This window comes from Actinoplanes palleronii, assembly GCF_016862315.1.
Taxonomy (GTDB): Bacteria; Actinomycetota; Actinomycetes; order Mycobacteriales; family Micromonosporaceae; genus Actinoplanes; species Actinoplanes palleronii.
The window spans coordinates 26462-45280 of the sequence record NZ_BOMS01000069.1 but is presented as its reverse complement, the minus strand read 5'-3'; the positions used below and the strand labels follow the sequence as shown (position 1 = coordinate 45280).

General features: G+C 71.1%; 16 protein-coding genes. 6 read left to right on the top strand and 10 right to left on the bottom strand.

Going from position 1 to position 18819, the window contains the following annotated elements:
- Nucleotides 1–417: 417 nt before the first annotated feature.
- From Apa02nite_RS23480 to Apa02nite_RS23470, 3 genes are read right to left on the bottom strand one after another with little or no spacing between them, the layout of a single operon-like run.
- Nucleotides 418–903, bottom strand: a complete 486-nt coding sequence (locus Apa02nite_RS23480; RefSeq protein WP_203826902.1) for an NUDIX hydrolase — start codon at nt 901–903, stop codon at nt 418–420.
- Nucleotides 904–912: 9 nt separating this feature from the next.
- Complete coding sequence (locus tag Apa02nite_RS23475) at nt 913–2397, bottom strand: GGDEF domain-containing protein (RefSeq protein WP_203826901.1); 1485 nt, start codon at nt 2395–2397, stop codon at nt 913–915.
- Nucleotides 2398–2448: 51 nt separating this feature from the next.
- Nucleotides 2449–4314, bottom strand: coding sequence for an amylo-alpha-1,6-glucosidase (locus Apa02nite_RS23470; RefSeq protein WP_203826906.1), 1866 nt, complete (start codon nt 4312–4314; stop codon nt 2449–2451).
- A 113-nt stretch (nt 4315–4427) separates the two neighbouring features.
- Between Apa02nite_RS23470 and Apa02nite_RS23465 the strand changes: the two genes are divergently transcribed.
- Nucleotides 4428–7067: an MGH1-like glycoside hydrolase domain-containing protein gene (locus Apa02nite_RS23465; protein ID WP_203826900.1), complete on the top strand. Its 2640-nt coding sequence runs from the start codon at nt 4428–4430 to the stop codon at nt 7065–7067.
- A 118-nt stretch (nt 7068–7185) separates the two neighbouring features.
- Here the strand turns inward: Apa02nite_RS23465 and Apa02nite_RS23460 are convergent, their stop codons facing one another.
- The 4 genes from Apa02nite_RS23460 to Apa02nite_RS23445 all read right to left on the bottom strand — a co-directional run bounded on the left by Apa02nite_RS23460 (nt 7186) and on the right by Apa02nite_RS23445 (nt 11787).
- A complete protein-coding gene (locus tag Apa02nite_RS23460; RefSeq protein WP_067687626.1) occupies nt 7186–7455 on the bottom strand; it encodes a hypothetical protein in 270 nt (89 codons plus the stop codon).
- A gap of 102 nt (nt 7456–7557) precedes the next feature.
- A complete protein-coding gene (locus Apa02nite_RS23455) occupies nt 7558–8577 on the bottom strand; it encodes a type IV toxin-antitoxin system AbiEi family antitoxin domain-containing protein (RefSeq protein WP_203826899.1) in 1020 nt (339 codons plus the stop codon).
- Between the two features lie 611 nt (nt 8578–9188).
- Entirely contained in the window at nt 9189–11132 is a 1944-nt protein-coding gene (locus tag Apa02nite_RS23450; RefSeq protein ID WP_203826898.1) for a chorismate-binding protein, read from the bottom strand.
- A gap of 421 nt (nt 11133–11553) precedes the next feature.
- Nucleotides 11554–11787, bottom strand: coding sequence for a hypothetical protein (locus tag Apa02nite_RS23445; protein WP_067705364.1), 234 nt, complete (start codon nt 11785–11787; stop codon nt 11554–11556).
- Between the two features lie 199 nt (nt 11788–11986).
- On the opposite strand from Apa02nite_RS23445, the gene Apa02nite_RS23440 reads away from it, so the two are divergent.
- Complete coding sequence (locus Apa02nite_RS23440; protein ID WP_067705362.1) at nt 11987–12361, top strand: response regulator transcription factor; 375 nt, start codon at nt 11987–11989, stop codon at nt 12359–12361.
- A gap of 51 nt (nt 12362–12412) precedes the next feature.
- Here Apa02nite_RS23440 and Apa02nite_RS23435 read toward each other — a convergent pair whose 3' ends face one another.
- The 3 genes from Apa02nite_RS23435 to Apa02nite_RS23425 form a co-directional block, all read right to left on the bottom strand.
- Nucleotides 12413–13375 carry a permease prefix domain 1-containing protein gene (locus Apa02nite_RS23435; RefSeq protein WP_203826897.1) on the bottom strand — a complete coding sequence of 321 codons (963 nt, stop codon included), beginning with the start codon at nt 13373–13375 and terminating at the stop codon, nt 12413–12415.
- Nucleotides 13372–13725, bottom strand: coding sequence for a PadR family transcriptional regulator (locus Apa02nite_RS23430; protein ID WP_067705358.1), 354 nt, complete (start codon nt 13723–13725; stop codon nt 13372–13374). The genes Apa02nite_RS23435 and Apa02nite_RS23430 overlap by 4 nt, the downstream gene beginning before the upstream one ends.
- 94 nt (nt 13726–13819) lie before the next feature.
- The gene (locus Apa02nite_RS23425) at nt 13820–16015 is read right to left on the bottom strand and encodes a glycoside hydrolase family 3 C-terminal domain-containing protein (RefSeq protein ID WP_203826896.1); all 2196 of its coding nucleotides are present in this window, start codon (nt 16013–16015) and stop codon (nt 13820–13822) included.
- 100 nt (nt 16016–16115) lie between these two features.
- On the opposite strand from Apa02nite_RS23425, the gene Apa02nite_RS23420 reads away from it, so the two are divergent.
- The 4 genes from Apa02nite_RS23420 (at nt 16116) to Apa02nite_RS23405 (ending at nt 18763) form a co-directional block, all read left to right on the top strand.
- Nucleotides 16116–16706 (top strand): TetR/AcrR family transcriptional regulator, encoded by a 591-nt coding sequence (locus Apa02nite_RS23420; protein ID WP_203826895.1) that lies wholly within the window; start codon nt 16116–16118, stop codon nt 16704–16706.
- Nucleotides 16707–16748: 42 nt separating this feature from the next.
- The gene (locus tag Apa02nite_RS23415) at nt 16749–17138 is read left to right on the top strand and encodes a YccF domain-containing protein (RefSeq protein ID WP_198171271.1); all 390 of its coding nucleotides are present in this window, start codon (nt 16749–16751) and stop codon (nt 17136–17138) included.
- Nucleotides 17139–17190: 52 nt separating this feature from the next.
- Nucleotides 17191–17460, top strand: coding sequence for a GlsB/YeaQ/YmgE family stress response membrane protein (locus Apa02nite_RS23410; protein WP_067705352.1), 270 nt, complete (start codon nt 17191–17193; stop codon nt 17458–17460).
- 79 nt (nt 17461–17539) lie between these two features.
- A complete protein-coding gene (locus Apa02nite_RS23405; protein ID WP_067705350.1) occupies nt 17540–18763 on the top strand; it encodes an NYN domain-containing protein in 1224 nt (407 codons plus the stop codon).
- The last annotated feature ends 56 nt before the right edge of the window (nt 18764–18819 follow it).

The following is an 18819-nucleotide window of genomic DNA, read 5'->3' as shown; positions in this document are numbered from 1 at the left end:
GCTGAGCGCGGTCTTCTGCCGTCCCGTGGGCGCTGAGCGCGGACCCCTACAGCCCCGCCGGCATCGATCACCCACGCCGGTCGTCGCAGCGACACCGAGCGACCGAACATCCCGGCCCACAGCGACGCCCCCACCCACCTGCACCCGAACACCACTCCAAAGCCGTGGGGCCACCGAGATCAAAACAGGCTGAGCGGCATGGGGACTCGCCCGGCTGGTTGTGGTGGCCCTTGAAACGGGCTCATAACGGCCGTGAGGGCCAGCCCGGGCGGTCTAGCTGGTTGTGGTGGCCGTTAAGGCGAGCGATGGCGGCGGTGAGGGCCAGCGTGGTTGGTTTGGCTGGTTGTGGTGGCCGTTAAGGCGAGCCATAGCGGCCGTGAGGGCCAGCTGGGGGCTGTCGCGCGGGGAGGCGCAAAGTTAGGAGCGGCCTTCGCCTGGGGTGGCGAAATAGGGTGGGGCGTTGTCGTCCAGGGCTACCGAGAGCAGCTTCTGGGCGAACGGGCTGATGTCCGGCATCGCGTCGACGGGGTACCAGCCGACGGCCAGGGACTCGGTGTCGTTGACCCGGGCCTCGCCGGCGATGGCGCGGCAGCGGAAGAACATGTTGACCATCTGGCAGTGGTCGCCGTTCGGGTACGTGACGTCGTGGGACAGGACGCCGGCCAGGCGTTCGATGGTGACGCGGACCGCGGTTTCCTCCTCGACCTCGCGGAGCACCGCGTCGGCCGGCTGCTCGCCCGGGTCCATCATGCCGGCGATCAGGGCCCACTGGCCGGTGTCGCTGCGCTGGTGCAGCAGCACCTCGCCGAGGTCGTTGAGCACGATCGCGGACACGGTCGGAAACATGATCAGCTCGGGGCCGACCCGGGCGCGGAGGTTCCGGACATAATCGGAGGCGGGCATGGGACGAATCTAACCGTGGGCGGTTGCCGGGGTGTGAACGGTGGGTGCGACGACCGCGCGGTTGCGGCCGGCCGCTTTCGCCGCGTAGAGCGCCTGGTCGGCGGCGCGCAGCAGCTCGGCCGGGTCGGCGAGATGGCCGGGTGCGGAGGCCGCGCCGACCGAGGCGGTCACGGTGATCAGGGTCTGGTCGGTGGCCGCGAACGGCAGCTCGGCGACGGCCAGCCGGTTCCGCTCGGCGATCGCCGGCAGCTCTCCGGCACCGACGTGCGGGATCAGCGCGATGAACTCCTCCCCGCCGTACCGGGCGAGCAGCAGGCCGGCCCGGTTCCCGCTGGAGAGCCGCCGGGCCACCTCGCTCAGCACCCGGTCGCCGGCCGGATGGCCGTACGTGTCATTGATCTTTTTGAAGTGGTCTATATCGATCATGAGGAGGCCGATGCCGTAACCGGCCCGGGCGGCCCGGCGGCACTCGCTCGCCAGGGTCTCCTCGAAGTGCCGGCGGTTGCTGATCCCGGTCAGCCCGTCGGTGTCGGCGGCCCGCCGCTGCGCCGCGACCAGGCCGGCCATCCGCGCCATGACCAGCAGGAACATCACCGTGCAGGCGGCGCTGGCGAGCGGCACGTTCAGGTCCTTGCCGATCGTGTGCAGGACGAACTGCAGGCCGGGCACCATCAGCACCGCGCAGGTGAGCACGGTCAGCCGGGCCGGGGTGGCGTCCGGGGTCGCGGTGTGGCTGGGGGTGTCGAAGTCCCGCATGCTCGGGTGCAGCGCGCACGCGGCGATCAGCCCGAGCGAGACCACCCAGAGCCCGCCGGTGAACGGCTCGGTGGTGTTCTCCCCGCCCAGCAGGCCGACCACGGCGTAGCCGGTGTCGGCCGCGAACATCACCCCGAGGTAGCCGAAGAGCAGGTAGAGCGCGGGGGTGCGTGCGCCCGCGCCGAGCACCAACCGGACGGCCAGGATCAAGAGCATCAGATCCAAGATGGGGTACGACGCCTCGGTCAGTTTCGCCGCCATCGGCAGGGTCGAGTCGCTGGCCACCGGCTCGACGAGGAACACCCAGGTCAGTAAGCCGCTGCTGAGCGCGACCACCAGCGCGTCGACCGCCGTGGCGAGGTTCCACCCCGGGGTGCGCCGCCGGATGAAGGTCAGTACGGCCGCGCCGGTCAGCACGTAGCTGCTCAGGTAGAACATGTCGCCGGGGGTCGGCTCGGCCATGTTCCCGGTGCTCCACACGTCGAAGCTGAAGATCACGTCACCGGCGGCGTAGGCGGCCTGCCCCACCGCCAGGGTGATCCAGCCGCCGGGCCGAGCCGGTCGGTGCAGGCGGACGCCGGCCAGGATCATCAGCGGCGCGGAGCAGGTGATGATCAGGTACGGGATCTCGTAGCCCAGGAACGGCGCGCCGAGCAGCTGCCCCAGCGTCCGGAGCAGCGCGCAGGTGACGACCACGGCGAGCCAGAGCCGCCACGCCCCGGGCCGGAAACGATCCATGGTCACCATGATCGAGCCTGCTGGTTGCGGATCGGGTGCGATGCCGGTTCCTCAGAGTTTCCGGGCGCGCAGCTGCTCGGCCACCGACCAGGCCTGGAACGGGCAGCCGGTGCCGGCGTGCGGGGCGTCACCCTCCGCGGTCTCCGAGATGGAGCCGAGGCCGTACTCGGTGAGGTGGGCCTCGGCGTCGGCGAACACGTCCGGGACCTCGGCGCCGAGGCGGTGCCAGGCGCCGGCGTACGCACCGGTGAGCCACGGCCAGACGGTCCCGGTGTGGTACGCCGTGTCCCGCTCCGCGGACGTCCCGCGGTGCCGGCCGTGATAGCCGGTGGAGCCCGGCGCCTGGCTGCGCAACCCCATCGGGGTGAGCAGCGCCGCCCCGATCCGGGTGAGCACTGCGGCGTCCGGGCGCAGCGGCGCGTACGGCAGCGACCACGCGAACAGCTGGTTGGGGCGCAACGTGTGATCACCGACCACGTCCTGGAGCATCCCGGACAGCGAGCGGAACGAGCGCGCGAAGCTGTCCCGAGCCCGCCCGAGCAGCGGCTCGAAGGCAGCCGGCCCGAGCGCCCCGACACTGGCCAGCCCGTTGATCCAGAGCGCGTTGACCTCGACCGCCTGGCCGGCCCGGGCGGTCACCGGCACCCCGTCGACCCGGGCGTCCATCCAGGTCAGCGCCTCACCGGGGGTGCCCTGGGTGAGCAGGCCGGTGACCGGGTCGGCGGCGATGCCGTACCGGGTGCCGGCCAGGTGGTGCTCGATGACGGCGGTCAGGGCCGGCAGCAGCTCGGCGGCCAGGTCGGTGTCGCCGGTGGTGGCCACGTGCCGGCCGGTCGCGTGCAGGAACCACAGGGTGCCGTCGACGGTGTTGTACTCGACGCTGCCGGTGTCGGCGGTGTTCGCCAGCATGCCCTCCGACAGTGTGGCGGCGTAGGAACGAAGCAGCTCCCGGCCCAGCTCGGCGCGGCCGGTGGCGAGGAACAGGCCCTCGTACGCGATCATCGTGTCCCGGGACCAGGCACCGAACCACGGGTAGCCGGCCACCACGTCCGGCCCGGTCCGGGTCCGCACCACGAACGCGTCGGCGGCCAGCGCCAGGGCCGCCCCGGTGGAGTCGGCGGGTGCTGCGGCGGCCACCACGGCCCGGTTGCGGGCCCGGGCGGCGTCCACCGCCGTGACCGCCGGGGGCGGGGGATCGTCCAGTTCACCGGCCCAGGCGGCGATCTCGGCGACCTGGCCGGGGCGGGTGAGGGCGGCGTGGAAGCTCCCCGCGTACCAAAGGTCTTCTTGATCGTGAAGACCGCGCGCCGCCTCCTCCCGGTAGCGAACCGCCTGGAAGAGTTCGCCGGCCGAGGCGAAGCCCGGCCCGGCGATCCGGTACGCCTGCTCGACCACACACCCGTCCGCGGTCGCGGTCGTCGCCAGCGCGAACCCGGAGCGGTCGGCGTGCGCGTCCCGCCAGGTGCAGAGCGCCTCCACGGTCAGATCCACCGGACCGCCCGCGATCAGCCGGTGCACCACCGCGACCGCCGGACGGCCGTGCACCGCGGCGATCTCCCGCTCGATCACCACGGCGCCGATCCGCCACCGCCACCGCGGCACCCCGTCGATCAGCGCGAAGCTCGACAGCAGTGTGTGGCCCCGCGGCTCGATCACGCCGCCGGCCCACTCGTGGCAGCCCAGCCGGACCCGCGCGCCGGACCGCAGGGTGACCACCGCGTCCAACGCGGCCAGGCCCAGCATGCGGGACGCCGGAGTGAGACCGGCCACCACGAGCAGACCGTGATAGCGCCGGGTCCGCAGGCCCGCGACGGTGCCCATGGCATAACCGCCGACACCGTCGGCCACCAGCCACTCTTTCGTCGCTCCGGCGGCGAGATCGGTACATACCTGCGGTCCGAACGTGATCGGGCGCACGGGGGACACGAGTGTGGACCTCCGACCATGGGTAAGAATCGGCGGAGCCGACACACTTGACACCAGACCATGACAGTCTCAGTGTGATCGACTCCGGGTCGTAGATGGTGGGGATGGTGAGAGCGGACGTGTCGGAGCGGGATCGGCTGGACCAGGCCGACTCCGGCGAGCAGCCGTGGCGCGCCTGGGGTCCCTACCTCTCCGAGCGGGCGTGGGGCACGGTCCGCGAGGACTACAGCGAGCACGGAACGGCCTGGGACTACTTCCCGCACGATCACGCACGTTCCCGGGCGTACCGGTGGAACGACGACGGCATGGCCGGGGTCTGCGACGACCGGCAGACGTTCTGCTTCGCCCTCGCCCTCTGGAACGGCAAGGACCCGATCCTCAAGGAACGGATGTTCGGCCTCGGCGGCGACGGCGGCAACCACGGCGAGGACGCCAAGGACTACTGGTGGTACCAGGACTCCACGCCCACGCATTCGTGGATGACGTGGCGGTACCACTACCCCCAGACAGAATTTCCGTACGACCAGCTGGTCCGGGTCAACGGCCAGCGCTCCCGCACCGAGAGCGAGTACGAGCTCGTCGACACCGGGATCTTCGACCAGGACCGGTTCTGGGCGGTGACCGTCGACTACGCCAAGGCCGGCCCGCGCGACATGTGCGTGGCGATCACCGTGTCCAACCGCGGCCCCGACCCGGCCACCCTGCACGTGCTGCCCACCCTGTGGTTCCGCAACACCTGGTCCTGGGGGCTGCCGAACCGGCCGATCCCGTCGCTGACCGGCACCCCCGGGCGGATCGCCGGGCGGCACCGCTCGATCGGGCACATCACCCTCGAGGCCGAGGGTGCCCCGCCCGCGCTGGTCTGCGACAACGAGACCAACTCGCAGCGGCTGTGGGGACTGCCCGGGCGCAGCCCGTACCCGAAGGACGGGATCAACGACTTCCTGATCTCCGACCTGCCGTCGGTCAACCCGGCCGGGGTCGGCACCAAGGGCGCCCTGCACTACGAGCTCACCCTGGAGGCCGGGGAGACCCGGACGATCCGGCTCCGGCTCAGCCAGACCGACGCGCCCGCCGAACCGCTCGACCTCGGCGAGGACTGGACCGCGGTGATGCGCGACCGGCTCGCCGAGGCCGACGAGTTCTTCGCCGGCGTGATCCCGGCCGCCGCCACCCCGGACGAGACGGCGGTGGCCCGGCAGGGCATCGCCGGGCTGATGTGGGGAAAGCAGTTCTACCACTTCGACGTGAAGCAGTGGCTGATCGGCGACCCGGCCAACTCGCCACCGCCACCGGGCCGGCGCTACGGGCGCAACAACGGCTGGTGGCACATGAACAGCTTCGACGTGATCAGCATGCCGGACCCGTGGGAGTACCCCTGGTACGCCGCCTGGGACCTGGCGTTCCACTGTGTCAGCATCAGCCGGGTCGACCCCGGGTTCGCCAAGTCGCAGCTGCTCCTGCTGCTGCGCGAGTGGTACATGCACCCCAACGGGCAGATTCCGGCGTACGAATGGTCGTTCGCCGACGTGAACCCGCCGGTGCACGCGTGGGCCGCGCTGCGGGTCTTCGAGATCGACGGCGGCCGGGACTACGACTTCCTGGCCAAGGTGATGCACAAGCTGCTGCTCAACTTCACCTGGTGGGTCAACCGCAAGGACGTCGGCGGCAACAACGTCTTCGAGGGCGGCTTCCTCGGCCTGGACAACGTCGGCCCGTTCGACCGCTCGGCCGCGCTGCCGGTCGCCGGCGTGCTCGAACAGTCCGACGGCACCGGCTGGATGGCCATGTACGCCCTCAACCTGCTCGACATGGCGATCATCCTGGCCCTGCACGACCGGTCCTACGAGGACATGGCCACCAAGTTCTTCGAGCACTTCACGTACATCGCCGAGGCGGCGTACCGGCAGGGGCTCTGGGACGAGGAGGACAGCTTCTTCTACGACGTGCTGCGCCTGCCGGACGGTCACAAGGTGCCGCTCAAGGCCCGCTCGATCGTCGGTCTGCTGCCGCTCGCCGCCACCACCCGGCTCACCTCCGACACGCTGAACCGGCTGCCCGAGGTCAACGCGCGGGTCCGCTGGATGCTGCACAACCAGACCGACTACGGCGACATCATCAGCGCCCGTCGCCTCGGCGGCACCGACCGCCGCCGCCAGCAGTTGCTCAGCATGGTCGGCCAGGACCAGCTGTTGCGGATTCTCGCGCGGTTGCTGGACCCCGAGGAATTCCTTTCCCCGTACGGTCTGCGCACCCTGTCGCGGGCCCACCTGGAGAAACCGTTCACCGTATCGCTCGGCGGCTCGGACTTCACCGTCGGGTACGAGCCGGCCGAGAGCACCAGCGGGCTGTTCGGCGGCAACTCCAACTGGCGCGGCCCGGTCTGGATGCCGGTCAACTACCTGCTCGTCGAGGCGCTGCGGGAGTTCGCCGAGTTCTACGGCGAGGACCTGAAGGTGGAGTACCCGACCGGGTCACAGAGGAAGGTCTCGCTCACCGAGGTCGCCGACGACCTGGCCACCCGGTTGATCGCGCTGTTCGTCCCGGACGCCGACGGGCACCGGCCGATCTACGGCGCGACCGAGCTCTTCCAGGTCCACCCGGACTGGAAGGATCTGGTCGCGTTCCCGGAGTACTTCCACGGGGACAACGGGGCCGGGCTCGGCGCGTGGCACCAGACGGGGTGGAGCGCCCTGGTTGTCGACCTGATCCTGACCCTGCGGGCGCCCGACCGGCCTCGATAGTGGGGTGTGGAGTCCGGGTGCCCGGACGCCACGCCCTCGTCTCGTCTTTGCTCGTCTTTCGCTCGTCTTTGCTCGTCTTTCGCTCGTCTTTCGCTCGTCTTTGCTCGTCTTTCGCTCGTCAGGAGCGGGCGACGATCTCCTCGGCGACGTGGCGCAGCTGTTCGTGGTCCGGGTGGAAGCCCGCGGCGATGTCCGGGTGCAGACCGGACTTGGCCTGGTCCAGGAGCATCGAGGTGACCTGGTCGACGCTCTCACCGGCGTACCGCTGCTGGATCTTCACGGTTGCGGCCTGGAGAGCGGAGCTGAGCTGGTCCTCCAGCGGACCGCGCAGCTTCTCTTCCACCGGGTTGAGCGATTGCGGATCGAGGGTGACGTGCGGCTCGGTCAAGGTGTCCCTCCGGGAAGGTCAACGACGCCGTGCGCATACCCGTCGACGACCCCTCGGTAAACCCCGTCCCACCCCACCCGACCCAAGATTCACCCGTTTCAGTCAGGCGGCCCCCCGGGCTGGGGGCTCGCCGCGCCAGCCCGCCGCGTAAAGGGCCGCGCGGACGTCCGCGACGACCTCGGCGGGCCGGTGCCGGATCGCCCAGCCCGGGAAGCGCAGCAGCCGGGTGCCGTGGATCGCGGCCTCGTTGGCGGCGCGCATGTCCCGGTACCAGCCACGGACCTCCATGTGCTGCGAACCGTCGATCTCGACCTGGAGGTGCCACGGGTCGAAGTAGACGTCGCAGTACCGCCGCCGCCCGAAACGGTCCGTGCGGGCTCGCTGCCGATCCGGGTGCGGCAGACCGGCCCGGCGGCACAGGCGGTAGAACTCGATCTCGTAATCGGAGTCGGAGCCGCCCGCGGCGTCGGCGACTGTCGTCTCGATCAGGCGGCGGCGGGCCAGCCGGGGGATGCGGGCCAGCACCGGACGGATCTGCGCCTCGCTGACCAGGCGCTGCTGGAAAGCCGAGGCGATCAGGGCGATCGCCTCGGTGTCGGTGAACGCCCACTGTGCGGCGTCGATGACGGAGCGGGCGGCGGTGGTGCAGGGCGGTGCGACGGTCGGGCAGGAATCCGCCGTGCACAGCCGGCGGGTGCGATGCACGATCACGCCCGGCGGGGGATTGCGGTCGGGACGGGCGTCGGGCACGAGAACGTGCACCGGCTCGAACGTCTCCGGCGGCGAGGCCGGGGAGTGGGGGCGGGGCGGCCGGGGGCGTGCCGAGGTGGGTTGGTGCAGGCCGAGCAGGTGCAGGGCGGAGACGCCGGCGAGCAGGGCGGGGCGGCCGTTGCCGGCGCCGAGGCTTGCCGCCCACCAGTGCTGGCGTTCGGTGAGGGCGCCGGTGTGGGTCAGGTAGAGCCCGCGGTGCATCCGGGTCCAGCGGCCGGAGCGGATGCGGTGGCGGACGGCCTTCTCATTGAGGAACTGCCGAGCCTGCTGCCAGGTGATCAAACCGTCCTGGCGGATGAGGAGCTCATGGAACGCGTAGGTGGTGCGCGGATCGGAGAGAGTTCCGGACATGCGTCCAGCATCTGCGGGGTGAACTGCGGTTTCCAGCCCCTGTGGACAACGCGGCCGGGGCGGGGGCGCCAGGAGCTGGGTGCGGCCCGTCGTGCGGGGGCGGTCACGGTCCGCGCTCGTTTTGGAGGGGCGGTCACGGTCCGCGCTCATTGCTGGAGGGGCGGTGGCGGTCCGCGGTGGTTGACGGAGGGGCGGTGGTGGTCCGCGGTGGTTGCTGGAGGGGCGGTGGCGGTCCGCGGTGGTTGACGGTGGGGCGGTGGTGGTCCGCGTTGGGCTTTGGTGGGGCGGGGAGGGTCCGCAGTGGTGGGTGGCGGGGCGGTGGGTGCACGCGGACGGTGGTTGGGAGGGCTGTGGGGGTCCGCGATGGCGGATTGCGTGCGCTTGGCGGCCCTCTGGGGGCGGCAGGGTGACGCATTGCCGGAATGCGTCCTCCCGGCGCCCCTGGGAGCGGCAGGTGCGCCTCGGGGTAGCGGCGGGTGCGTCCATGGAGCGGCGCCCGTGGGAGCGGCAGCTGCTCCGGGCCCGGCTGGTTGTTCACCCAGGGTGGCGGGGAGTGGGTCGGTGGCCCAAGGTGAGGCTCTCGATCGCCTTGGACCACCGGCGTCTAATCGCTACCCGTTCGGGAGCGGGCTAATCACTTCGGCGAGGAGTGTGGGGAGAAGTTCACGAAGAACGTCGATGCCGTCGCGGCTCAGGACCGACTCGGGGTGGAACTGGACGCCGGCGAAGAACGGGCCGCGTAGTGCGTGGACGGTGCGGTCCGCGGGGTCGCAGGCGATCTCCACGGGACCGTAGGCGGAGTCGATCAAGGCGGCCGGAGAGAGATCCGTGCCCGGGGAGAGATCCGCGGCCGAGGAGAGGGCCGCGCCCGGGGAGAGGGCCATGCTGGGGGAGACGGCGGTGAAGCTGGAGTAGAAGCCGACCCGGCGGACCGTGCCGAACAGGTCGACGTCGCGGGCCAGCCCCTGGTAGGGGGAGTCCCGCCGGATCAGGGGCAGCCCCAGGTGCTGGGCCAGCATCTGCTGTCCCAGGCAGACCGCGAAGAGCGGGCGCCCGGACGCGAGCCGGGCCGCGACCACACCGCGCATCGTGACCATCTTCGGGTCGTCCGGATCCGCCGGATCCCCCGGCCCCGGCCCGACCACCAGCAGATCCGCCGCCAAGGCCGCGTCGGCCAAGTCGGCACCCGACAAGGCTGCGCCGGGCGAGGCTGCGGCGGGTGAGGGCACACCGGTGAGGGTGGACCAGGGCTGGACGGAGACGGTGAGGCCGAGGGCTTTCAGCTGGTGGGCGAGCATGGCGGTGAACGTGTCCTCGCCGTCGACGATCACGGCGGTGCGGCCGGTCAGGGACGGGACCGCGAGGGCGCCCTCCTCCCGGGAGTCCAGCCAGAAGCGGGCCAGGTCGACGTTGCGGGCGGCCAGCGAGGCCAGCTCTCGTTCACCCGCGGCCGGCGGGGCGGTCACCCGCGCCGGGATGGTGGACGCGCCCAGGGCGGCCAGGATGCCGGCCGCCTTCGTGTGGGTCTCGGCCACCTCGCCCGCCGCCGTGGAGTGCCGGACCAGGGTGGCGCCGACCGGGACCCGCAGCGTGCCGTCAGGGGTGATCTCCGCGGTGCGGATCAGGATCGGGGCGTCCAGGGACTGCTCCCCGGTGTCGGAGACCGAGAGCAGGGCCAGCACCCCGGCGTAGTAACGGCGGCCGCGCTTCTCGTGCCGGGCGATCACCCGGCAGGCGTTCTCGATCGGACTGCCGGTGACAGTCGGCGCGAACATGGTCTCCCGCAGCACCTCGCGGACGTCCAGCGACCCGCGCCCGGCCAGCAGGTACTCGGTGTGGGTGAGGTGCGCCATCTGCTTCAGGTACGGCCCGGCCACTTGGCCGCCGTGTTCCGCGACGGTGGCCATCATCTTCAGTTCTTCGTCGAGGACCATGTAGAGCTCCTCGACCTCCTTGGGGTCCTCCAAGAAGTCGATCAGCGGGCCGGAGCCGTGCCGGAACGTGCCGCTGATCGGGTTCATCATCACGATGCCGTCGTTGACGCTGACGTGCCGTTCCGGGGTGGCGCCGACGAGCGTCCGGGTGCCGGTGTGCACCAGGAACGTCCAGTACGTGCCCTGCTCGTTCGCGAGCAGCCGGCCGAACGCCGCGCGGGCCGCCGCCACCGGGTCACCCTCGACGGACGCCTCGAACACCCGGTGGATGACGAAGTTGGCGCCCTCGCCGTGGCCGATCTCGTCGCGGAGCACGTCCTCGACGATCCGGCCGTACTCGTCGTCGCCGAGGTCGAAGCGGCCGCCGGAGACCCGCAGGTCACCGGCGGGGAAGTCGCTCAGCGGCTGGGTGGTGACCGACGAGACCAGCAGGCATTCCAGTGGCGCGCCGTCGTCGACACAGTCGAAGCCGCGTTCGGTGATCTGCCGGTAGGGGATCGTGGCCAGCACCGGGCGGCCGGGTTCGAGCGGGATGTCGGCGAGCGTGTCCACAGTGATCACGTCGCCGGTGAGCACCTCGACATGGTCGGCGCCGTCGCGGTGCAGGAGGGCGAAGGGCATGGTTCCTCGTTCCGGTCGGGCGGACGCCCCTGCCGAAGCCGGACCATACGAAACGGCCGCCTCGACAGAGGCGGCCGCGTGATGTTTACGCGCGGGGAGTGTGGCCGCCGGTCAGGCGGGCCACCACATGCTCAATCGCGCGGTCATGCCGGGAGCGTAACGGCGCGGGCCGGGGCGGGGCCAGCGCGGCGCGCGCCTTTCCCGCGATGAGAGACGACGGGTTTTCTTCCGTGCCCACCCACGGACGTCGCCCCGGAGGGCTTCGCGTTCTGGACGCGCCAGCGGCCAGCGAAGCCCGCAGGGGTCCCGGCGGGAGCGACGATCTGTACCCCGGCGGACGCACGACATCATGAATTTGATCTTGATTTTCCGGCCGGCCGACCCCGATACGGCCGGCCGGCCCGCCGACTCCGCGAAGGCCTCAGGCGGCGAACGCGGAGCGGACCGCGGTCCGGGCCCAGCGCATCCGGCCCGGCGCGCAGTCCGGGTGCTCGCCGAACTCCTGCGCCACCAGCTCCGCGCAGCCGTCCTCGCCGAGCCGGTCCACCGTCGCGGTGACGGCCGCGCGGATCAACTCGGGGGTCGGTCGCTGGGAACGCTGCAGGTCCGAGACGAAGAGCGCCTCGGTGCGGATGTCGTAGATCAGTGCAGTCATGCGGTTCCTCTCGGTGCGGTCCGTGCGGTGTCCGGCAATCAGGAGACCGCTGCGGGGATGCAGACCGGTCGCACCACGGTTGCGGCTGGGTTGCGAGGTTCGCCGGGGCGGCCGGCTCGGCATTCCGGGACTGCCCGCCAAAGGCGGAAATGACCGTATATGGTCATTCAGGTAGTGATTTTGATCGAGGGGAGCTGCCGTGACCACGGTCCTGGTGGCCGACGACGACGCCGACATCCGTGACCTGGTGGCGTTCAAGCTGGAGCAGGCCGGACTCGAGGTGCTCACGGTCGGCGACGGGCAGGCCGCGGTGGAGATGGCCCGGTCGCACCATCCGACCCTCGCCGTGCTGGACGTCTCGATGCCGCTGCTGTCCGGCATCGAGGTGTGCCGGATGCTGCGGGCCGATCCGTCCACCGCCGGCATGCTGATCATCATGCTCACCGCCCGGGTGCAGGAGCAGGACGTCGAGGGCGGGTTCAGCGCCGGCGCGGACGACTACGTGACGAAGCCGTTCAGCCCGCGTGAGCTGGTGTCCCGGATTCAGGCACTGCTCACACGGGCTCGGGCTTAGCGAAACACAGGCTCGGGCTCAGCGAAGCACGGGCTCGGGCTCAGCGAAGCGCTAGAGGCCGGTTCCGGGCACCTGCGTGGGCAGTCCGCGGCGCTCCTGCACGGCCCGCTTCGTGGTCTCGAAGATGTCCCACAGGCCGCCCAGCACCACCACCGCGATCACCGTGGTGGTCAACCAGGTCTTCACGTCGCCACCCTCCAGCTCGAGGAAGCCGTGGAACGCCGGGTTGAAGAACCTGTCGGTGGCGAGCAGCCAGACCATCGGCGCGGTGGTGACCACGGTCAGTGCCGCGTTGACCGCCGCGACCGTCATGGTCCACCTGCCGACCCGGTGCAGCCAGACGTGGTAGAGACCGCGGAGCACGAACAGCGCGATCAGCACCGGCCACCAGAACGCCCAGTTCGCCGGGTCGAGCAGCGGCACGTCGGTGAACGTGAACTGCTGCAGCACCAGCGCCGCGATCAGCAGCGCCACCCAGACCAGACCGCTGATCAGCTGGGGCGTGGTGGCCCGGCCGGGCTCATATTTCGGCAGGTCCTTGAGCGACCAGTCCCGCTTCAGGTCGGTGCGGCCGACGCCGGTGCGCTCGAGCACGGCGAAGCTCAGCGTGGTCCAGAACGCCATGTGCGCGCCGACCGTGATCAGCGAGGAGACGGCGGTGCCGATCACCGTGCCGATGCTCGGGTCGTCGAACAGCTGGACGACGACGATCACCGCGATGACGACCGGCAGCGCCATCGTGAACAGGGTCTTCATCACGCTGCGCCAGATCGGGAACATCTCCGGCCCGATCAGGTAGCCGGGCCGTCCCGAGTAGCTGTCGGCGAGCCGGTCGGGATCGCCGAGCTCGGTCAGCGCGGCCTCGACGGCGGCCTCCCGGCTCTCGCCGGCGTCGAGACGGGACTCGACCGCGTCCTCGATCGAGGCGCGCAGCTCCCGGTCGATGTCGGAGCGCTGCTGCTCGGGGATCCGGCGCAGCGCGGTGAACACGTAACGGTCGACGAGGTTGGTCATTCCGCACTCCCGGGGGTGGTCGCAACAGCGAGGTCGCCGATCGCGCGGTCGACCCGCGCCCATTCGCCGCGCAGGGTTTCGGCGAGGGATTCGCCCTGCTCGGTGGTCCGGTAGAACTTCCGAGGGCGGGCCTCGTCGGTGTTCCACTCACTGGTCAGCAGCCCCTGTGCCTCGAGCCGGCGCAGCAGCGGATAGAGCGTGTTGGCCTCCACCTCGAAGCCGGCCCGGCTCAGCGTCTCGAGCAGCGAATAGCCATAACCCGGCGATCGCAGGACGGTGAGGCTGGCGACGACGACGGTGCCGCGCCGCAGCTCCTGCAGATGTCCGGCTAGCGTCGCATCCATTGTCATGCTCAACACGATAGTGTGTGTCGCACACTATGGCAACCAGATACAGCAAAGTAGCCCGACACCATATGGCGCCGGGCTACGAAATACCGATATCTCAGTCGTTGGCGGCCAGGACCAGCTTCTCCACCTCGGCGGCGGTGAACGGGCTGCCCGGGAACATCGCCATCCGGCTCAGCGGCAGGCTGCCCAGCATCATCAGCATGCTCGGGTCGGCGGTGAGCGCGGCCGTCGCGGAGCCGGCTGCCGAGGCGAACACCTCTCCCAGCAGCTCCGCCCCGCGCGGGTCGGCGAACCACTCGCCGACGCTGGACTCCGCGGTCAGCGGCACCCGGGCGTCGTCCCCGGTGACCCGCTGGGTGACGGTGGCCCGGATGTCCCGGGACGACGCGCCGACCTCGATCAGGTACTCGCCGTCCTCGACCACCCAGCGGTTCAGCCGGGTGTCCCAGTAGGCCAGGTCGGCGCGTTCGACGTGCAGGGTGACCTCGGCGGTGGCGCCGGCCGCGATCGGCACGTTGGCGAACGCCTTCAGCTCGCGGGGCGCCCGGTGGACCGCCGAGCCGGGCAGGCCGACGTAGACCTGGACCACCTCGCGGCCGTCCCGGTCACCGGTGTTCGTCACCGGCACCCGGATCTCAACGCCTGCCTCGCTCGCCGTCGCCATGGCCGTCCCGTAGGCGAACGTGGTGTAGGACAACCCGAACCCGAACGGATACGACACCGCCTGCCCGCGCGCGTCGAAACCGCGGTAACCGACGTGCACGCCCTCGCCGTACCGGACGTGGCCGTGCTCACCCGGGAAGTCCAGGAACGACGGGTGGTCGGCGAGCGCCACCGGGATCGTCTCGGCCAGCCGCCCGGACGGGTTGACCCGCCCGAACAGCACGTCGGCGAGCGCGCTGCCGCCGGCCTGGCCGAGCAGCCAGCCCTCCACGATCGCCGGCACCCGGGCCTCCCACGGGCTGGTCAGCAGCACCGCGCCGTTGGAGAGCACCACGACGGTCCGCGGGTTGGCCGCGGACACCCGCTCGATCAGCGCCAGCTGCGCGGCCGGCAGGTCGAGCGAGTCCCGGTCGGCGCCCTCGGTCTCGTGCACGCTGCCGACGAAGACCAGGGCCACGTCACTGGCCGCCGCGGCCTCGGCCGCCTCGGTGAGCAGCGCCTCGTCGCCGGTGTCGCCGTCGGCGGAGTATCCGGCGGCGAACCGCACCGTCGCGCTCGTCGCGTTGGTGATCTCGGTGAGCGCGTCGTCCAGCCGGGTCGGCGTGATCTGCGAGCTGCCGCCGCCCTGGTAGCGCGGCGTCCGCGCGAACTCGCCGAGCACCGCGAGACTCTGCCCGCCCAGCGGAAGCAGATCGCCGTCGTTCTTCAGGAGCACGATCGCCCTTCCGGCGATCTCCCGGGCCAGGGCGTGGTGCGCGGCCGCGTCATAGCTTCCGGGTTCGCGCGTCCCGGCCTTCAGAACCAGATGGTGTACGCGCTGAGCCGCCCTCCCCAGCACCCCGCCGTCCAGCGTCCCCGCTGCGACGGCGTCCACGAGCGCCCGGTCACCGGCGGCGTCCGGCCCCGGCATGGTCAGGTCGAGCCCGGCCCGGACCGCGGCGACCCGGTCCACCACGGCGCCCCAGTCCGAGACGACCAGGCCCTCGAAGCCCCACTCGTCCCGGAGCACCTCGGTGAGCAGCCAGTGGTGCTCGCTCGCGTACGTACCGTTGACCTTGTTGTAGGCGCACATCACGGTCCACGGCTGGGCGCGGGTGACCACCCGGTGGAAGGCTCGCAGATACATCTCCCGCAGCGTGCGCTCGTCGAGGTCGGCGCTCACCCGCATCCGGTCGGTCTCCTGGCTGTTCACCGCGAAGTGCTTGAGCGACGCGCCGACACCCTTGCTCTGCAGGCCGAGCACCCACTCGGTGGCCAGCACGCCGGTCAGGATCGGGTCCTCGGAGAAGTACTCGAAGTTGCGGCCGCCGAGCGGGCTGCGCTTGAGGTTGACACCCGGGCCGAGCAGCACCGCCACGTCCATCGCCCGGCACTCGTCGCCGAGCGCCTCGCCCATCCGGCGCAGCAGCTCGGGATCCCAGGTCGAGGCGCTGGCCACGGCCGGCGGGAAACAGGTGGCCGGGACGCCGGCCAGCAGGTCTCCGCCGTCGGCCTGCATCCGCACCCCGTGCGGTCCGTCGGTCACGGTGATCGCCGGCAGGTCCGCGGACTCCACGGCGGTGGTGCGCCAGAAGTCGCTGCCGCTGGTGAGCGCGGCCTGGTCGGCGGTGCTGAGCTCGGGTTTCATCGGGCCGGACTCCCTTACTGAGTACCTACTAGGTATTAACTGCTAGGAAACATATCCACGCTCCGACCCGGGAGCAAGAGCCTGCTGATAGGAAGATGCCGTGAATCCCGCCCCACCCCGCCGCCGCGACCGGCCCCGCCTGCCCGCCGCCGTTCGCCGCCGGCAGATCCTCGACGTCACCACCCGGCTGATCGCCGAACGCGGCTTCTGGGGCCTGTCGATGCAGGACGTGGCGGACGACTGCGGGCTCACCGTGCCCGGTCTGCTGCACCACGTCGGCACCAAGGACAAGCTGCTGGTCGCCGTGCTGGAACACCGCGACGACCAGGACCACCGGTCCCTCGCCGAGGCGCTCGGCCGGCCGGCCGGTGAGGTGCCGCTGCCGGAGATCTGCGACGCGCTGGTCCGGCGCAACGCCGCCCAGCCGGAGATCGTCCGGCTCTTCGCGGTGCTGGAGGCGGAGTCGCTGGCGCCCGGGCACCCGGCGCACGACTACTTCGCCCGCCGTCAGCAGACCACCATCACGACGATGACCGGGCTGGCCCGGGCGTACGGCGTACCGGACCCGGAAACCCTGGCCCGGCAGGTCATGGCGCTGATGGACGGCCTGCAGATCCAGTGGCTCCGCGACCCCGGCGGGATCGACCTGGTCGCGACGTGGACCGCGGCCGCCGGCACCCTCTTCCGCTGATCGGGGGTCGGGGCGTTCCCCTACGGGTGGCAACCGAGGTTCATGCTGATCGGTGTGCGCTTCCTCCTCAATGTTCTCTGGTTCATCTTCGGCGGCGGGTTCTTCCTCGCGATCGGCTACGGTTTCGCGGCCCTGATCTGCTTCGCCCTGGTCGTCACGATCCCGTTCGGCGTGGCAGCCGGGCGTCTGGCGCTCTACTCGCTCTGGCCGTTCGGCCGTACCGTGGTCTCCGATCCCGGCATCGGGGTCGGCTCCGGCCTGGGGAACATCCTCTGGATGGTCCTCTTCGGCTGGTGGATCGCGCTCGGTCACCTGCTGGCCGGCATCGCCCAGTGCGTGACGATCATCGGCATCCCGTTCGGGATCGCGAACTTCAAGCTGGTCCCGGTGGCGTTCTGGCCGCTCGGCCGGACCGTCGTGGATCTGGACTGACCCGGGGGTCGAGGAGCACGGTAAGAGCCGCAACCCTTTCCGAGGAGCTGACATGGAGATCAACGGCATCTTCACCGGAATCGTCTTCGGCCTGATCATCGGGGCCCTGGGGCGCCTGGTCGTGCCCGGCAAGCAGAGCATCCCGATCTGGGTGACGCTGCTCGTCGGCGTCGTCGCGGGGATTCTCGGCACGTTCATCGCGGCGGCCTTCGGTGTCGACGACACCCCCGGCATCGACTGGATCGAGCTGGGCCTGCAGGTCGGTCTGGCCGCCGTCGGCGTGGCGGCGGTCTCCGGCGCGAGCAGCCGGCGCCGGCTGTAACGAGTGTTTCGAGGCCGGGCCGCGGCCCGGCCTCGGCGCTCACCGGCGCGGACGAGGCGGGCACGGTAGGTTTTCGGTCATGGCCCGCGTACGCGCTGCACTGTATCTGGACTTCGACAACGTGTTCAGCGGACTGATCAAGCAGGACCCGGATGTGGCGATCCAGTTCGCCAAGGACCCGGCCGCCTGGTTGGTCCGCTTGACCACGGCCCTGACCGTCGACGGCCCGCGCCGCTGGCTGATCCTCCGCTGCTACATGAACCCGGGCGGCTGGGTGCCCAACCCGGACCCGGACGCCTCCCCGCCCCGGCTGTACTACTCCCAGTTCCGGCCGTTCTTCGTGAACGCCGGCTTCGAAGTGATCGACTGCCCGCGGCTGACGCACACCAAGAACGCCGCGGACATCCGGATGGTGGTCGACGCGGTCGACACGCTCGCCGACCCGGTGCGGTACGAGGAGTTCGTCATCGCCTCCGGCGACTCGGACATGACCCCCCTGCTGGTCCGCCTGCGCCGCGCCGACCGCCGCACCACGATCGTCTCGCCGTCCGACGCGGCCGAGGCGTTCATCGCGGTCGCCGACCGCCTGATCACCAGCCAGGAACTGCTCGAACTGGTCCAGGGCGAGCCGGTGGAGAGCGACGAGGAGCCGGCTCCCGCGGTCGACCCGGAGACCCCGGTCTCCTACGAGCAGTTCCGCGACCTGGTCGGCTGGCGCTACACCGCGGCGACCGGCCCGCTCAACCTGGCCTCGCTCGCCCACGACCTGCGCCGCCAGCTCGGTCCGAGCGTCGACGAGACGAGCTGGTTCGGCAACGGTGGGTTCGTCCGCGCGCTGGAGAGTCTCACCCTGCCGAACGCGAAGTTCTCCAACCACTTCGTCTGGGACGCGCTGCGCCACGAGCCGCCCGAGTCCGGCGCCGGTCCCGGGCCCGCACCGGAACCGGTCGCCCGGCTGTCCGCCCTGCTCAGCCTGCCCCGGCTGCCCCGGGAGATGTGGCCGGCGGTCTACCAGTCGCTCGCCGACTACGCCGCCGTCCACCACTTCAACCTGACCGAGGCCACCCGCTGGGCCCGTGACCAGATGGCCGCGCAGGGCGTCGACGTGAGCCGCAGCGCGATCGCGTTCGTCACCCGGGGCACCGCGTTCGGCGGCGCGCCGCTGTACCGCCAGCCGCCGCCGCAGGCCACCGAGATCGCCTCGGCGTTCGCCGACAACGTGCTGAACCGGGCCGAGGCCGCCGCGATCGCCCTCAGCGACGACGAGATCGCCGAGGTCCGCAGCTGGCTGGGCGCCGCTTGACCCTCATCTGGTACGGATACCGGGCGGCCGCCCGCAGGCTACGAGCCGGGTCCCGC

Bases quoted from the DNA above. Each gene is read 5' to 3' on its own strand.
- Apa02nite_RS23480 (WP_203826902.1), bottom strand. From the start codon at position 903: ATGCCCGCCTCCGATTATGTCCGGAACCTCCGCGCCCGGGTCGGCCCC.
- Apa02nite_RS23475 (WP_203826901.1), bottom strand. From the start codon at position 2,397: ATGGATCGTTTCCGGCCCGGGGCGTGGCGGCTCTGGCTCGCCGTGGTC.
- Apa02nite_RS23465 (WP_203826900.1), top strand. From the start codon at position 4,428: ATGGTGAGAGCGGACGTGTCGGAGCGGGATCGGCTGGACCAGGCCGAC.
- Apa02nite_RS23455 (WP_203826899.1), bottom strand. From the start codon at position 8,577: ATGTCCGGAACTCTCTCCGATCCGCGCACCACCTACGCGTTCCATGAG.
- Apa02nite_RS23450 (WP_203826898.1), bottom strand. From the start codon at position 11,132: ATGCCCTTCGCCCTCCTGCACCGCGACGGCGCCGACCATGTCGAGGTG.
- Apa02nite_RS23445 (WP_067705364.1), bottom strand. From the start codon at position 11,787: ATGACTGCACTGATCTACGACATCCGCACCGAGGCGCTCTTCGTCTCG.
- Apa02nite_RS23435 (WP_203826897.1), bottom strand. From the start codon at position 13,375: ATGACCAACCTCGTCGACCGTTACGTGTTCACCGCGCTGCGCCGGATC.
- Apa02nite_RS23430 (WP_067705358.1), bottom strand. From the start codon at position 13,725: ATGACAATGGATGCGACGCTAGCCGGACATCTGCAGGAGCTGCGGCGC.
- Apa02nite_RS23425 (WP_203826896.1), bottom strand. From the start codon at position 16,015: ATGAAACCCGAGCTCAGCACCGCCGACCAGGCCGCGCTCACCAGCGGC.
- Apa02nite_RS23415 (WP_198171271.1), top strand. From the start codon at position 16,749: ATGCTGATCGGTGTGCGCTTCCTCCTCAATGTTCTCTGGTTCATCTTC.
- Apa02nite_RS23410 (WP_067705352.1), top strand. From the start codon at position 17,191: ATGGAGATCAACGGCATCTTCACCGGAATCGTCTTCGGCCTGATCATC.
- Apa02nite_RS23405 (WP_067705350.1), top strand. From the start codon at position 17,540: ATGGCCCGCGTACGCGCTGCACTGTATCTGGACTTCGACAACGTGTTC.